The organism is Variovorax sp. 278MFTsu5.1 (assembly GCF_048305045.1).
GTDB classification, from domain to species: Bacteria; Pseudomonadota; Gammaproteobacteria; order Burkholderiales; family Burkholderiaceae_C; genus Variovorax; species Variovorax guangxiensis.
Map to the genome: position 1 here is coordinate 3,676,303 of NZ_CP157622.1, position 14,320 is coordinate 3,690,622.

At 65.2% G+C, this 14,320-nt stretch carries 12 protein-coding genes; all 12 read right to left on the minus strand.

Annotated elements, in window-relative coordinates:
- Positions 1-5: 5 nt before the first annotated feature.
- Positions 6-308, minus strand: a complete 303-nt coding sequence (locus ABL844_RS17120; protein WP_019652558.1) for a Dabb family protein — start codon at positions 306-308, stop codon at positions 6-8.
- An 11-nt stretch (positions 309-319) separates the two neighbouring features.
- Positions 320-583 carry a hypothetical protein gene (locus ABL844_RS17125; RefSeq protein ID WP_184637718.1) on the minus strand — a complete coding sequence of 88 codons (264 nt, stop codon included), beginning with the start codon at positions 581-583 and terminating at the stop codon, positions 320-322.
- Positions 583-2,436: an acyl-CoA dehydrogenase gene (locus tag ABL844_RS17130; protein ID WP_418128291.1), complete on the minus strand. Its 1,854-nt coding sequence runs from the start codon at positions 2,434-2,436 to the stop codon at positions 583-585. The genes ABL844_RS17125 and ABL844_RS17130 overlap by 1 nt, the downstream gene beginning before the upstream one ends.
- 170 nt (positions 2,437-2,606) lie before the next feature.
- Positions 2,607-3,782 (minus strand): acetyl-CoA C-acyltransferase, encoded by a 1,176-nt coding sequence (locus ABL844_RS17135; protein WP_126020148.1) that lies wholly within the window; start codon positions 3,780-3,782, stop codon positions 2,607-2,609.
- Positions 3,783-3,837: 55 nt separating this feature from the next.
- Entirely contained in the window at positions 3,838-5,313 is a 1,476-nt protein-coding gene (locus tag ABL844_RS17140) for a M20 family peptidase (RefSeq protein WP_418128292.1), read from the minus strand.
- A gap of 39 nt (positions 5,314-5,352) precedes the next feature.
- The gene (locus ABL844_RS17145) at positions 5,353-7,458 is read right to left on the minus strand and encodes a 3-hydroxyacyl-CoA dehydrogenase NAD-binding domain-containing protein (RefSeq protein WP_418128293.1); all 2,106 of its coding nucleotides are present in this window, start codon (positions 7,456-7,458) and stop codon (positions 5,353-5,355) included.
- A 266-nt stretch (positions 7,459-7,724) separates the two neighbouring features.
- Positions 7,725-8,420 carry an ABC transporter ATP-binding protein gene (locus ABL844_RS17150; protein ID WP_126020154.1) on the minus strand — a complete coding sequence of 232 codons (696 nt, stop codon included), beginning with the start codon at positions 8,418-8,420 and terminating at the stop codon, positions 7,725-7,727.
- A 1-nt stretch (position 8,421) separates the two neighbouring features.
- On the minus strand, positions 8,422-9,192 hold the full coding sequence (locus tag ABL844_RS17155) for an ABC transporter ATP-binding protein (RefSeq protein WP_369662233.1): 771 nt from the start codon (positions 9,190-9,192) through the stop codon (positions 8,422-8,424).
- Positions 9,189-10,517, minus strand: coding sequence for a branched-chain amino acid ABC transporter permease (locus tag ABL844_RS17160; protein ID WP_126020160.1), 1,329 nt, complete (start codon positions 10,515-10,517; stop codon positions 9,189-9,191). Before ABL844_RS17160 ends, ABL844_RS17155 begins: the two co-directional genes overlap by 4 nt.
- Positions 10,518-10,521: 4 nt before the next feature.
- Positions 10,522-11,475 carry a branched-chain amino acid ABC transporter permease gene (locus ABL844_RS17165; RefSeq protein WP_126020162.1) on the minus strand — a complete coding sequence of 318 codons (954 nt, stop codon included), beginning with the start codon at positions 11,473-11,475 and terminating at the stop codon, positions 10,522-10,524.
- A 79-nt stretch (positions 11,476-11,554) separates the two neighbouring features.
- Positions 11,555-12,787, minus strand: a complete 1,233-nt coding sequence (locus ABL844_RS17170; protein WP_418128294.1) for a branched-chain amino acid ABC transporter substrate-binding protein — start codon at positions 12,785-12,787, stop codon at positions 11,555-11,557.
- Positions 12,788-12,986: 199 nt separating this feature from the next.
- Positions 12,987-14,216, minus strand: a complete 1,230-nt coding sequence (locus tag ABL844_RS17175; RefSeq protein WP_369662231.1) for a branched-chain amino acid ABC transporter substrate-binding protein — start codon at positions 14,214-14,216, stop codon at positions 12,987-12,989.
- Positions 14,217-14,320: the final 104 nt, after the last annotated feature.

A 14,320-nucleotide genomic window follows, 5' to 3' on the forward strand; every position in this document is an offset into this window, starting at 1 on the left:
GTGTTTCAGATCGTGTAGTCCATGCACTGGCGGGCTTCGCGGACCGCGCCGATGAACGGCTTCAGGGCCACGTGCTGCGGATGGTCGGCATAGGCCGCCAGGGCGGCGGCGTCGGTGAATTCCGAATAAAGGACAAGGTCGTAGGTGGCTTCCAGCCCGGGTTGGGCGATGGCCACTTCGAAGCGCAGCGTGCCGGGCGACAGCTTCGCGCAGGCGTCGAGCAGCGCCTTGGCCTTGAGCAGGTTGGTGGCCTTGTCGGCGCCCTCGGCGTGCTCCTTGAACTTCCACATCACGATGTGCTTGAGCATGGCGGGCCTCGTTACTTGCTTGAAGGGGTGTTGGGAAGGCGCGAGCGCACGTAGATCAGCACGAAGCCGACCAGTGCCACGATGCCGCCGGGCACGGAGATGGACCAGCCCAGCGCGGCATCGGTGCGGCCGGTGGCGATGCCCAGGATCACGACGAACAGGCCGCCGTAGATCAGGATCCAGATCCATTTCTCCAGCCGCGCATGCGGCTTCGGCGGCTTGGCGGCGGGGGTGTTGCTGCTGGGGGTGGGGTTCGGCGAATCGGTGGTGGCCATCAGAAGGCGTCCTCGGGCAAAGCTGTACAGGTCGGATCACGGGTTTCGACCACGTTGAGCCATGCGCCGATTTTCGGCAGCTCGTAGTGGAAGAAATAGTCCGTGGCGCCGATCTTGCCAGCTGTTACCGCCCTCGCCTTTTCCGCGTCGGTTTGCAGGGCCTTGCCCGCGACGTCGAGCCAGATCCAGGCCAGCACCGTGTGGCCGAAGGCCTGCATGTACGGCACCGCATTGGCCAGCGCGTCGGCCGGGTCGCCGGTGGACCAGGCGGCCTCGGTGGCGCTGCCGATGCGCTGCAGCGCGGCGCCCAGCGCCTTGGCGTGGCCAGCCAGCGCCGGCACCTTGGCCGCGCGGCCGATGGTGTCGGTCATGCGCGCGGCCAGCAGCTGCAGGCCGCGGCCCTTCTCCATCAGCACCTTGCGGCCCAGCAGGTCGGCCGCCTGGATGCCGTGGGTGCCCTCGTGGATCATGTTCAGGCGGTTGTCGCGCCAGTACTGCTCCACCGGAAAGTCGCGCGTGTAGCCGTAGCCGCCGTGCACCTGGATGGCCAGCGAATTCGCCTCCAGGCACCACTCGCTGGGCCAGCTCTTGGCGATGGGCGTGAGCACCTCCAGCAGCAGCCGCGCGTCGTCGGCGGCGTGCGCGTCGCCGGTCTTCTGCTCGTCGACCAGCCGGGCGCAGTACAGCTCCAGCGCCAGGGCGCCCTCGCAATACGCCTTCTGGGCCAGCAGCATGCGGCGCACGTCGGCGTGTTCGATGATGCGCACCTGCGGCGCGGCCGAATCCTTGGCGACCGCCGTGCCGGCGGCTTCGGGTTTCTTCACCAGCCGGCCCTGCGGGCGGCTCTTCGCGTATTCGAGCGAGGCGTGGTAGCCGGCCATGCCGAGCATGGTGGCCGCCGTGCCGACGCCGATGCGCGCCTCGTTCATCATGTGGAACATGCAGTGCAGGCCCTTGCCGGGCTCGCCGACCAGGTAACCCACCGCGCCGGCCTTGCCGTCGACCGGGTACCTGCCCTCGCCGAAGTTCAGCAGCGTGTTGGTGGTGCCGCGCCAGCCCAGCTTGTGGTTCAGGCCCGCGAGCGCTACGTCGTTGCGCTGGCCCGTGAGATTGCCCTGGGTATCGACCATGCGCTTGGGCACGATGAAGAGCGATATGCCCCGCGTGCCGGGCACCAGCCTGCCGTTCTCGTCGGGAATCTTCGCCAGCACGATGTGCACGATGTTCTCGGTCAGCTCGTGATCGCCCGCCGAGATCCACATCTTGTTGCCCGTGAGGCGGTAGCGCGGACCCAGCGGATCGTTCTGGAAGTCGTCGCCATCAGGCACCGCGCGCGTGGCCACGTCGCTCAGCGACGAACCCGCCTGCGGCTCCGACAGGCACATGGTGCCCGCCCAGCGGCCCGAGAACTCGTTCTTGGCGAAGACCTCCTTCTGCATCTCGGTGCCATGCACCATCAGCAGGTTGGCGTTGCCGCTGGTGAGCATGTTCGAGCCGATGCTCACCGAGGCCATCGCGAAGAAGCTGTTGGCCGCGGCCTGCAGCGTGTAGGGCAGCTGCATGCCGCCGATGTCGTAGTCCTGTGCCGCGCTCATCATTCCCGACTCGACGAAGGCCTTGTGCGCATCATGCGTGGCCTGCGGCAGCACGACCTTCTCGCCGTCGAAATGCGGCTCCTGCGTATCGACCGTGCGGTTGAACGGCGCGTACTTCTCGCGCGCGATGCGCTCGCAGGTGTCGAGCACCGCGTCGAAGGTCTCGCGCGAATGATCGGCGAAGCGCTCGCGCTGGTTGAGGGATTCGGCGTCGAGCCAGTCGTAGAGCAGGAAGTCGAGGGTGGGACGAAAGCTCATGAAATTCTCCAGGGGGTCGGGATCGGACAGCCGAACGCAAAAGAGGTACGGGAAATACGCAGAAGTCGCAGAGAAAAACCAATCAAATTCTGGTTTCTCTTCTGCGACTTCTGCGTAACCTTCGCGACCCCTGCGTTCGGAAGTCCGAATTCAGCGGCTCAGGTGGAAGCTCAGAGCACCTCGAACACGCCCGCGGCGCCCATGCCGCCGCCGATGCACATCGTGACCACGACCTTCTTCGCGCCGCGGCGCTTGCCTTCGATCAGCGCGTGGCCCGTCAGGCGCTGGCCGCTCACGCCATAGGGGTGGCCCACGGCGATGGCGCCGCCGTTCACGTTCAGGCGGTCGGCCGGAATGCCCAGCTTGTCGCGGCAGTAGATCACCTGCACGGCGAAGGCTTCGTTCAGCTCCCACAGGTCGATGTCGTTCACCGTGAGGCCCAGGCGCTTGAGCACCTTCGGAATGGCGAAGACGGGGCCGATGCCCATCTCGTCGGGTTCGCAGCCGGCCACTGCGAAGCCGAGGAAGCGGCCCATGGGCTTCAGGCCCTTCTGCTGCGCGTACTTCTCGTCGACCACCACGCAGGCGCCGGCGCCGTCGGAGAACTGGCTGGCGTTGCCGGCCGAGATCAGGCCGCCGGGCAGCGCCGGGCGGATGCCGCTGATGCCTTCCTTGGTGGTGCCTGGGCGGATGCCTTCGTCGTTCTCGACGGTGACTTCCTTGGTACGCAGGCCCATCACGGGGTCGGCCACGCCGGCCAGCACGGTGATGGGGGCGATTTCATCCTTGAACTTGCCGGCTTCCAGCGCGGCGGTGGCGCGCTGCTGGCTCTGCGCGCCGTATTCGTCCATGGCGTCGCGGCCGATGTTGTAGCGCTTGGCGACCTGCTCGGCCGTCTGCAGCATGTTCCAGTAGATCTCGGGCTTGTTCTTCACCAGCCACGGGTCGGCCAGCATGTGCTTGTTGGCTTCGTTCTGCACGCACGAGATGCTCTCGACGCCGCCGGCCACGTAGACCTCGCCTTCGCCCGCGATGATGCGCTGGGCCGCGGTGGCGATGGTCTGCAGGCCCGAGGAGCAGAAGCGGTTGATCGTCATGCCCGAGGTGGTGATCGGCAGGCCGGCGCGCAGCGCGATCTGGCGCGCGATGTTGGAGCCGGTGGCGCCTTCGGGCGTTGCGCAGCCCATGATGACGTCGTCGACCGATGCGGGGTCGATGCCGGCGCGCTGCACGGCGTGCTGCACCGCGTGGCCGCCCAGCGTGGCGCCGTGCGTCATGTTGAAGGCACCCTTCCAGCTCTTCGCGAGCGGCGTGCGGGCAGTGGAAACGATGACGGCGCTGGTCATGGTGAGGTCCTTTGAAGCAGATGGAAGGGAAAAGAGGTTGCGTAAGCAGGTGTCGTCATTGCGCCGGAGCAGCGTTGGCGTTGCTCAGGAGCTGGCGGTAGAAGCCGATCATCTCGCCATAGTTCGAGATGGCCAGGCGTTCGTTGTTGCCGTGGAAGCGCGCGAGGTCTTCGTTCTTCATGCGGAACGGCGAGAAGCGGAAGACGGCGTCGCTCACGATGCTGAAGTGGCGCGAGTCGGTGGCCGCGGTCATGAGGCCCGGGGCCACCACCGCATCGGGAAAGCTCTGGCGCACGGCCTGTTCGATCGCGCGGTAGCCGGTGCTGTCGGTCGACGACACGGGCGACGGCTCGGAGTTGCCCGGGTAGGCCTTGATCTTGATGTCGTCGTTGCCCAACGCCTTGCGCAGATGCGCCTCGGTGCTGGCGATGGTGTCGCCCGGCAGGATGCGGAAGTTGACGGCAGCCTCGGCGCGGCCGGGCAGCACGTTGTCCTTGTTGCCCGCGCGCACGATGGTCAGCGCGGTGGTGGTGCGCAGCATGGCGTTGCTGCTCGGGCTCTTCTCGAGGATGCCGCGCACCAGCGGCTCGGTGAGCCACAGGTTGGAAAGCATCACGCGGTTGACGCCGCTCATCTCGGGCGCGAGCGCGCCGAACATCTGGCCGGCCACGCCCTTGATGCCCCCAGGCATCGGGTAGGCTTCGAGCCGCGCCAGCGCCGCGCTCATGCTGCCGATGGCGCTGTGCTGCGGCGGCATCGACGAATGGCCGGGCGCGGTGTCGAGCGAGAGGAAGAAGGTGGCGTAGCCCTTCTCTGCCAGGCCGATGAGCGCCGCCGGCTGCTTCAGGCCCGGCAGCACGCCGTCGAGCACCAGAAGGCCCTCGTCGAGCACCCAGTCGAGGCGCACGTTGCGCGACTTGAGCAGTTCGGCGATGGGCAGCGCGCCGCGCAGGCCGCTCACCTCCTCGTCGTCGCCCATCACGAGGTAGACGGTCTGCCTAGGCTTGAAGCCGCTGCCGATGAGCAGTTCGATGGCCTCCATCTGCGCAAACAGGTTGCTCTTGTTGTCGAGCGTGCCGCGACCCCAGATGAAGCCGTCCTTGATCTCGCCGGAGAACGGATCGACCGTCCATGCCTTCTCGGTACCGGGCGCGATGGGCACCATGTCCTGGTGCGCCATGAGCGCTACGGGCCTGGCCTGCGGATCGGTGCCGGCCCAGGTGTAGAGCAGCGCCTTGTTGCCCACCACTTCCTTCTTCAGGGTGGCGTGCACCTTCGGGAACTGCTGCTCCAGGTAGGCGTGCAGCTTGTCGAACTCGGCCGCGTTGGCGGCCGGGTCGTCGAGGCCCGATACCGTGCGGAACGTGATCGCCGTGGACAGCCGCCTGGCGGCCGCCTGCAGGTCGATGTCCAGCTTGGGCGCGGGCGCCACCGCCAGCTGGCGCGACGGCGTGGTCCAGGTCTTGACCGCCACGGCGGCCGCAAGCAGCACAACTGCCAGCAGCAGCCCGAGGAAGATGCGTTTCAACATTGGCGGTCTTGGTCCCGGCTCAGGTTCTGCGCGTCGTCATCAGCCGAAGGACTTGCCTTCTGCCACCAGCTTCTGGATCAGCGGCGCGGGCTGCCAGAACTCGGCATCGTCGCGCGGATTCTTGGCGAAGCGCTTCATCGTCTCGGCCACGTTGTACAGGCCGACCTGCGACGCGTAGTGCATGGGGCCGCCGCGATAGATCGGGAAGCCGTAGCCGGTCAGGTACACCATGTCGATGTCGCCCGATTTCGAGGCGATGCCGTCTTCCAGGATGTGCGCGCCTTCGTTGACCAGCGCGTACACCAGGCGCTGCACGATCTCCTCGTCGGAGATCTTGCGCGGCGTGATGCCCAGCTCCTTGCGGTGGTCCTCGATCATCTTGTTGACCAGCTCCGACGGAATGGCGTCGCGCTTGCCGGCCTGGTAGTCGTACCACCCTGCTCCGGTCTTCTGGCCGAAGCGGCCCAGCTCGCAGAGCTTGTCTGCCGTGCGGCTGTACTTCATGTCGGCACGCTCCACGGCGCGGCGCTTGCGGATCGCCCAGCCGATGTCGTTGCCGGCCAGGTCGCCCATGCGGAACGGGCCCATGGCGAAGCCGAACTTCTCGATGGCCCTGTCGACCTGCTGCGGCGTGGCGCCTTCGTCCAGCAGGAAGCCGGCCTGTCGGCTGTACTGCTCGATCATGCGGTTGCCGATGAAGCCGTCGCAAACGCCCGAGACCACGGCCGTCTTCTTGATCTTCTTGCCAATCGCCATCACGGTGGCCAGCACGTCCTTGGCGGTGGCCTTGCCGCGCACCACTTCCAGCAGCTTCATCACGTTGGCGGGGCTGAAGAAGTGCATGCCGACCACGTCTTGCGGACGCTCGGTGAACGATGCGATCTTGTCGACGTCGAGCGTGGAGGTATTCGACGCCAGGATCGCGCCCTTCTTGGCAACGCGGTCGAGCTCCTTGAACACCTTCTCCTTCACGCCGATTTCCTCGAACACGGCCTCGATGATGAGGTCGGCGTCCTTCAGCTCGTCGTAGCTGAGCGTGGTGCTCAGCAGCGCCATGCGCTGCTCGTACTTGTCCTGCTTGAGCTTGCCCTTCTTGACCTGGGCTTCGTAGTTCTTGCGGATGGTTGCGATGCCGCGATCGAGCGCTTCCTGCTTCATCTCGAGGATGGTCACGGGAATGCCCGCGTTCAGGAAGTTCATCGAGATGCCGCCGCCCATGGTGCCGGCGCCGATCACGCCGACCGACTTGATCTCGCGCTTGGGGGTGTCCTCGGGCACGTCGGGGATCTTGCTCGCGGCGCGCTCGGCCATGAACAGGTGGCGCAACGCCAGCGACTCGGGCGTGAACATCAGCGAGGTGAAGATGCGGCGCTCTTCGGCCATGCCGGCGTCGAACTTCATCTTGGTGGCAGCCTGCACGGCATCGACGCACTGCAGCGGCGCGGGGTAGTTCTTCGACATGCCGCCGACCATGTTCTTCGCGAACTGGAAGTAAGCATCGCCCTGCGGGTGCTTGCACGGCAGGTTGCGCACCAGGGGCAGCTCATCGCCCGTTTTGCCGGCCACGCTCTTGGCGAAGGCCACGGCCTCGTCGAACACCGATTCGGCCGAGGCGGCCAGCTTGTCGAACAGCTTCTGGCCGGGCACCGATGCGAGCAGTTCGCTCTTGACCGGTTCGCCGCTGACGATCATGTTCAGGGCCGTCTCCACGCCCAGAACGCGCGGCAGGCGCTGTGTGCCGCCCGCGCCGGGGATCAGGCCCAGCTTGACTTCGGGCAGCGCGACGTTGGTGCCAGGAGCGGCCACGCGGTAGTGGCAGCCCAGGGCCAGTTCGAGGCCGCCGCCCATGCACACCGAGTGGATGGCAGCGACGATGGGCTTGGGAGAAGCTTCGAGCGCAAGGATCACGCTCAGCAGGTTGGGCTCCTGCAGCGCCTTGGGCGTGCCGAACTCCTTGATGTCCGCGCCGCCCGAGAACGCCTTGCCGGCGCCGGTGATGACGATGGCCTTGACGGCGTCGTCGGCATTGGCCTTGGACAGGCCGTCGGTGATGCCGATGCGCGTCGAGAAACCGAGACCGTTGACCGGAGGATTGGTCATGGTGATCACGGCGATGTCGCCGAGCACTTTGTATTCAGCCGTCATGCTGCGTTCCTTGGTGTGTGAAGAAAAAGAAGAAAAAGCACGAGTGTTCTTTTTCGAGGGATTCTAGGCGTTTCGCGCGGCCCAACAATGGCACGCAGTCGCTGTAGAGACAAGGGCCGTGGATGCGGGAACGGCTACCGAACGCAGAAGACGCGAGGATTTCGCAAAGGACGCGAAAGGGAAAGCAGATCATTTTTTCTGACTTGCTTTCGCGTCCTTCGCGAAACCTTCGCGCCCTCTGCGTCCGGAAATCCGCATCCAGCGGCCTAGACCTCCAGCCACTCCTTGCGGGTGGTGGCGTCGGCGCGCAGGCCGGCGGGGGTGCCGTCGAAGACGATGCTGCCGTGGCCCATGACGAGCGCACGGTCGGAGATTTCCATCGCGATGGTGAGCTTCTGCTCGATCAGCAGCACCGAGATGCCCTTGTCCTTGAGCGTGCGCAGGTACTGCCCCACCAGCTCCACGATCTTGGGCGCGAGGCCCTCGGTGGGCTCGTCGATGATGATGAGATCGGGGTCGCCCATCAGCGTGCGGCACAGCGTGAGCATCTGCTGCTCGCCGCCCGAGAGCACGCCGGCCTCGGTGTGCTGGCGCTCCTTCAGGCGCGGGAACATGCCGTACATGTCGTCGAACGACCAGCGGCTGCCCTTGCCCGAGCCCTTCTGCCCCAGCAGCAGGTTCTGGTGCACCGTGAGCTTGGGGAAGATGTCGCGGTTCTCCGGCACGTAGCCGATGCCGCAGTGCGCGATCTCGTAGGCCTTTCGGCGCAGGATGTCCTGACCCTTCCAGTGCAGGCCGCCCTCGGCATGCACCAGGCCCATGATGGCCTTGGCGGTGGTCGAGCGCCCCGAGCCGTTGCGGCCCAGCAGCGCGACGATCTCGCCCGGGTTCACGTCGAAGGAAACACCATGCAGCACATGGCTCTTGCCGTAGTAGGCGTGGATGTCTTGAAGCTTCAGCATTTCAGTGTCCAGCCCCTTGTGCATCGGCGACGGCGGAGCCCAGGTAAGCCTCCTGCACGCGCGCATTGGCGCGAACGGCAGCCGGCGTATCGAAGGCGATGACCTCGCCATACACCACCACCGCGATCTTGTCGGCCAGTCCGAAGACCACGCCCATGTCGTGCTCCACCGTCAGCAGCGTCTTGCCGACGGTGACGTGCTTGATGAGCGAGATGAAGTGCGAAGTCTCCGTCTTGCTCATGCCGGCCGTGGGTTCGTCCAGCAGGATCACGCTGGCGCCGCCCGCGATGGTCACGCCGATCTCCAGCGCGCGCTGCTCGGCATAGGTGAGGTTCACCGCGTGCACGTCGCGCTTCTTCTCCAGGCCAATCTGGCGGATGAGTTCTTCCGTGCGCTCGTTGGCGTCGTCGAGGTTCGAGAGAAAGCGCAGGAAGGTGTACTTGTAGCCCAGGCTCCACAGCACGCCGCAGCGCAGGTTCTCGAAGACGGTGAGCTTCGGGAAGATGTTGGTGATCTGGAAGCTGCGCGACAGCCCCATGCGGTTGATCTCGTACGGCTTCATGCCGTCGACGCGCGTGCCGTTGAGCAGCACCTCGCCGCTGCTGGGCGCGAGCCGCCCGCTGATCAGGTTGAAGAGCGTCGACTTGCCCGCGCCGTTCGGCCCGATGATGGCGATACGCTCGCCGGCCTTCACGGCCAGGTCGACGCCTCGGATGATGTCGGTCTTGCCGAAGCTCTTGCGCAGGTTCTTGAGTTCGAGTGAATAGGTCATGCCGTCTCCCGCCGCTTGATCTCGGCTTCGATTTCTTCCTGCGCATGGCCCCAGACCTTCGCGAAGCGCCGGCGCACCACTTCGAACACGCCCAGGCCGACAGCGAACAGGACCACGGCGACCACCCAGGCCATGGCCGAGGATGTGTCGAGCTGCAGGCCGGCGAACGGCACCACCGGCCCGAGCGCCGCGTTGAGCTGCATGTGATAGATCATCTCGACGATGGCCGCCGCACCCGCGAGCATGATGGCCGCGCCAACGAGAAGGCCCACGTACAGCAGGTAGAAGCGCTTGAACTTGCCGAACAGCGCCACGCGCACGTTCATCATGATCAGGCTGGCCACGCCGCCGGGCGCGAACATCACCATCAGCAGGAACACCAGGCCCACGTACAGCAGCCAGGCCTTGCTGAGCTCCGACAGCAGCACCAGCGCGAACACCAGCAGCGCCGCACCGATGATGGGCCCGAAGAAGAAGGTCGCGCCGCCGAGGAAGGTGAACAGCAGGTAGCTGCCCGAGCGCAGCCCGTTGAGGCTGTCGGCCGCGTTCACGATCTCGAAGTTGATGGCCGCCAGCCCGCCGCCGATACCGGCGAAGAAGCCCGCGATGATGAAGGCGTAGTAGCGCACGCGCTGCGTGTTGTAGCCGATGAACTCCACGCGCTCCGGGTTGTCGCGCACCGCGTTCAGCATGCGCCCGAGCGGCGTGCCGGTGAAGGCGAACATCAGCCCGGTGCAGATGAAGCAGTAGACGGCGATCAGGTAGTACACCTGATTCTGCGGACCGAAGTTGAGCCCGAAGAACGAGGCGCCGTACACGCGGTTGGTGGTGATGCCGCCCTCGCCGCCGAAGAAGCTGGGGAACATCAGCGCCATGGCTGCCACCAGTTCGCCCAGGCCCAGCGTGATCATCGCGAAGGTGGTGCCCGACTTCTTGGTCGACACGTAGCCGAAGAGCGCGGCGAAGAACATGCCGCCCAGCCCGCCCACGAGCGGGATGAGCACCAGCGGAACCGGCAGCTTGCCCGCGCCGGCCAGGTTCATGGCGTGGATGGCGATGAACGAGCCCATGCCCACGTACACCGCATGCCCGAAGCTGAGCATGCCACCCTGCCCCAGCAGCATGTTGTAGCTCAGGCAGATGATGATGAGATAGCCGATCTGCGACAGCATGGTCAGCGCCAGGCTGCTGGTGAAGATCATCGGCGCCACGATCAGCAGCAGCGCGAAAAAGGACCAGATCAGGATGCGGCCGATGTTCAGCGGCTTGAACCGGTAGTAGCGCACCGGCGTGGAGGTCGAAGCGGTTGTCGTTGCGGTGTTCATCGCGTCAGTCCTCCCGCGTTCCGAGAAGACCCTTGGGCCTGAAGATGAGGATCAGCACCAGGAAGAGGTACGGAAGGATCGGCGCGACCTGCGAGATCGTCAGCCTGAGCAGCTCGTAGCCGAAGGTCTGGTCGGTCACCGCCACGCCGAAGGCCTGCAGGCCGGTGGCGAGCGACTGGTCCATGGCCACGGCGAAGGTCTGCACCACGCCGATGATCAGCGAGGCCAGGAAGGCACCGGCCAGCGAGCCCATGCCGCCGACCACCACCACCACGAAGATGATGGAACCCACCGACGCGGCCATGGCCGGCTCGGTGACGTAGGTGTTGCCGCCGACCACGCCGGCCAGCCCCGCCAGCGCGGCGCCGCCGCCGAACACCAGCATGAAGACGCGCGGCACGTTGTGGCCCAGCGCCTCGACCATCTCGGGGTGCTTCAGCGCCGCCTGGATCACCAGGCCGATGCGCGTGCGCGTGAGCAGCAGCCACACCGACACCAGCATCAGCACCGCCACCAGCATGATGAACGAGCGCGACTTGGGGAACTGCGTGCCGTAGAGCGTGAAAAGCGGCCCCTGCAGCGCCGACGGCAGGCCGTACGGCACCGTGGAGCGGCCCCACACCAGCTGCACGACTTCGAGGATCAGGTACGAAAGACCGAAGGTCACCAGCAGCTCGGGCACATGGCCGAACTTGTGGACGCGGCGCAGGCAGTAGCGCTCGAAGGCGGCACCCAGCGCGAACACCAGCACCGGCGCGATGACCAGCGCCGGCCAGAAGCCGACGATGCCCGACAGCGTGTAGGCGAAGTAGGCGCCCAGCATGTAGAAGCTCGCGTGCGCGAAGTTGAGCACGCCCATCATGCTGAAGATCAGCGTGAGGCCTGAGCTCAGCATGAACAACAGCAGGCCGTAGCTCACGCCGTTGAGCAGCGAGATGACGAAGAATTCGACGTTCATCGGTCTTTCGTGTCAGTTGAAAAAGAAAAAGGCCCGAGTGTTGAAGTCGGGCCTCGACCGCGTTGGCGCGTTCCCGGAATCAGGAGGGACGCTTCATCTGGCAGGAGGTGGGCGTGCTCGCCACGTAGGCGTCGTAGAACTTCACCGGCACCAGCGTGTAGCCGGTGTTCTCGGGGCTGTAGGGGTACTTGGCGGTGGCCTTCTCCCAGCGGGTGATGTACAGGCCCTGCTGCGCCTGGTGGTCGGTCTTGCGCAGCTCGATGTCGCCGTTGAAGCTCTTGAACTTCAGGCCTTCCATCGCGGCCGCGACCTTCACCGGGTCGGTCGACTTGGTCTTCACGAAGGCCTCGGTGAGCGCCTGGAACACCGTGTAGATGTCGGTGGTGTAGAGGTCGTCGTTGAACTTCTTCTTGAAGTCGTCGGCGTACTTCTGCATGTCGCCGCCCATGTTGTAGTGGGCGTAGCCGACCTGGTAGACCTTGCCGTCCGAAGCCGCGCCCATGGCGGTCGGCGTGCCGGTGGTCACGGCGTAGTACGTGTAGAACTTGACGTTCAGGCCCGCATCGTTGGCCGCCTTGATCAGCAGCGCCAGGTCGGAGCCCCAGTTGCCGGTGATGACGGTGTCGGCGCCCGAGGCCTTGATCTTGGCGATGTACGGCGCGAAGTCGCGCACCTGGGCCAGCGGATGCAGGTCGTCGCCCACGATCTGGATGTCGGGGCGCTTGTGCTTGAGGTCTTCCTTCGCGAACTTGGAGACCTGCTGGCCGTGCGAATAGTTCTGGCCGATGATGTAGACCTTCTTGATCTCCGGCTGGTCCTTCATGTAGGTGGTCAGCGCCTCCATCTTCATCGACGTGTCGGCGTCGAAGCGGTACTGCCAGTAGCTGCACTTGCTGTTGGTCAGGTCGGGGTCGACGGCGGCGTAGTTCAGATAGAGCGCTTCCTTGCCCGGATTGCGCGCGTTGTTCTTCTCGAGCGCGTCGATGATGGCGAGCGCCGGGCCGGAGCCGTTGCCCTGCACGATGTAGCGCGCGCCCTGGTCGAGGGCCGAGCGCAGCGCGCTGGTGGTCTCCTGCGGGCTGAGCTTGTTGTCGATGCCGATGATCTCGAACTTCACGCCCGCCGCGTTCTTCTTGTTGAACTCCTCGGCGAAGAACTGGAGGGTCTTGAGCTGGTTGGTTCCGACCGCGGCCATGAGGCCCGACAGCGGATCGAGCCATGCGATCTTGACGGTTTCACCCTTCTGGGCAAAGGCACCGGTGGCGGTGGCAGCGATGACGGCTGCGGCGGCGATTTTCAGAGCGAACTTCAATCTATATCTCCTGGTCAAACCGATTCAAAACGCCGCACGAGAGTACAAGCGTTTGCAGCCCCTCCCCTCAGGGAATGCCCGTAAGAGGGGTGCCGCAAAGGCCCGTTTCTATCGCGCATGCGACACCGCGTTTCTCCAATTTGCTACCCGCCGGTAGACAGCTGCTACCGATGGGTAGGAAACGCGTTCACAAAGACGCCTAGGGGCGCTTCATCTGGCACGACGTGGGCGTGCTCGCCACGTACGATTCGAAGTACTTCACGGGAACGTTGGTGTAGCCGGTGTTCTCCGCGTCGTACGGGTACTTCGCGCTCGCCTTCTCCCACCTCGCGATGTAGAGGCCCTGCTGCAACTGGTGGTCGGACTTGCGCATCTCGACCTCGCCGTTGAAGCTCTTGATCTTCATGCCCTCCAGGGCCGCCGCCACCTTCACCGGGTCGGTCGACCTGGTCTTGACGAAGGCGGCATCGAGCAGCGCGAACACGTGATAGATCGACGACTGGGTGAGGTCGTCGTTCATGCGCTTCTTGTAGCCCGCGAGCAGCTGCTGGATCTCGCCGCCCATGTTGTAGTGGGCATAGGCCACGGTGTAGACCTTGCCTTCCGAGGTGGCGCCCATCGCCGTGGGCGTGCCCGCGCCCGGCGCGTAGTAGGTCAGGAACTTGACGTTCAGGCCCGAGTCGTTGGCTGCCTTGATGAGCAGCGAGAGGTCGGAGCCCCAGTTGCCGGTGATGACGGTGTCTGCGCCCGATGCCTTGATCTTCGCGATGTAGGGAGAGAAGTCGCGCACCTGCGCCAGCGGATGCAGGTCGTCGCCCACGATCTGGATGTCGGGGCGCTTCACCTTCAGGTCTTCCTTGGCGTACTTCGACACCTGCACGCCGTGTGCGTAGTTCTGCCCGAGGATGTAGACCTTCTTGATGTCGGGCTGGTCCTTCATCCAGGTGGTCAGCGCCTCCATCTTCATCGACGTGTCGGCGTCGAGCCGGAAGTGCCAGTAGCTGCACTTGCTGTTGGTCAGGTCGGGGTCGACCGCCGCGTAGTTCATGTACAGCAGCTCCTTGCCCGGGTTGCGCGCGTTGTTCTTCTCGATGGCGTCGATGATCGCGAGCGCGGGGCCGGAGCCGTTGCCCTGCATGATGTAGCGCGCGCCCTGGTCCTGCGCGGAACGCAGGGCCGCGGTGGTCTCCTGCGTGCTGAGCTTGTTGTCGATCGCGATGATCTCGAACTTCACGCCCGACTGGTTCTTCTTGTTGAACTCTTCGGCAAGGAACTGCGTGGTCTTCAGCTGATTGGTGCCCACCGCCGCCATCAGGCCCGACAGCGGGTCGAGCCAGGCGATCTTGACGGTCTCGCCCTTCTGGGCGAACGCCGCGGCAGCGCTCACCAACATTGCACAGGCAGCTACAGACTTGATGGCAAATTGCATGAAGAGTCTCCGGTGTGAAAGGCGGACCGCCAGCGTACAAGCGGCCTTTTTTTCGCCGCACAGGGATTGCCCGCAAGCAGGGCCGCCGGGGCCGCCTTGCTATC

Bases quoted from the DNA above. Each gene is read 5' to 3' on its own strand.
- ABL844_RS17120 (WP_019652558.1), bottom strand. From the start codon at position 308: ATGCTCAAGCACATCGTGATGTGGAAGTTCAAGGAGCACGCCGAGGGC.
- ABL844_RS17125 (WP_184637718.1), bottom strand. From the start codon at position 583: ATGGCCACCACCGATTCGCCGAACCCCACCCCCAGCAGCAACACCCCC.
- ABL844_RS17130 (WP_418128291.1), bottom strand. From the start codon at position 2,436: ATGAGCTTTCGTCCCACCCTCGACTTCCTGCTCTACGACTGGCTCGAC.
- ABL844_RS17135 (WP_126020148.1), bottom strand. From the start codon at position 3,782: ATGACCAGCGCCGTCATCGTTTCCACTGCCCGCACGCCGCTCGCGAAG.
- ABL844_RS17140 (WP_418128292.1), bottom strand. From the start codon at position 5,313: ATGTTGAAACGCATCTTCCTCGGGCTGCTGCTGGCAGTTGTGCTGCTT.
- ABL844_RS17145 (WP_418128293.1), bottom strand. From the start codon at position 7,458: ATGACGGCTGAATACAAAGTGCTCGGCGACATCGCCGTGATCACCATG.
- ABL844_RS17150 (WP_126020154.1), bottom strand. From the start codon at position 8,420: ATGCTGAAGCTTCAAGACATCCACGCCTACTACGGCAAGAGCCATGTG.
- ABL844_RS17155 (WP_369662233.1), bottom strand. From the start codon at position 9,192: ATGACCTATTCACTCGAACTCAAGAACCTGCGCAAGAGCTTCGGCAAG.
- ABL844_RS17160 (WP_126020160.1), bottom strand. From the start codon at position 10,517: ATGAACACCGCAACGACAACCGCTTCGACCTCCACGCCGGTGCGCTAC.
- ABL844_RS17165 (WP_126020162.1), bottom strand. From the start codon at position 11,475: ATGAACGTCGAATTCTTCGTCATCTCGCTGCTCAACGGCGTGAGCTAC.
- ABL844_RS17175 (WP_369662231.1), bottom strand. From the start codon at position 14,216: ATGCAATTTGCCATCAAGTCTGTAGCTGCCTGTGCAATGTTGGTGAGC.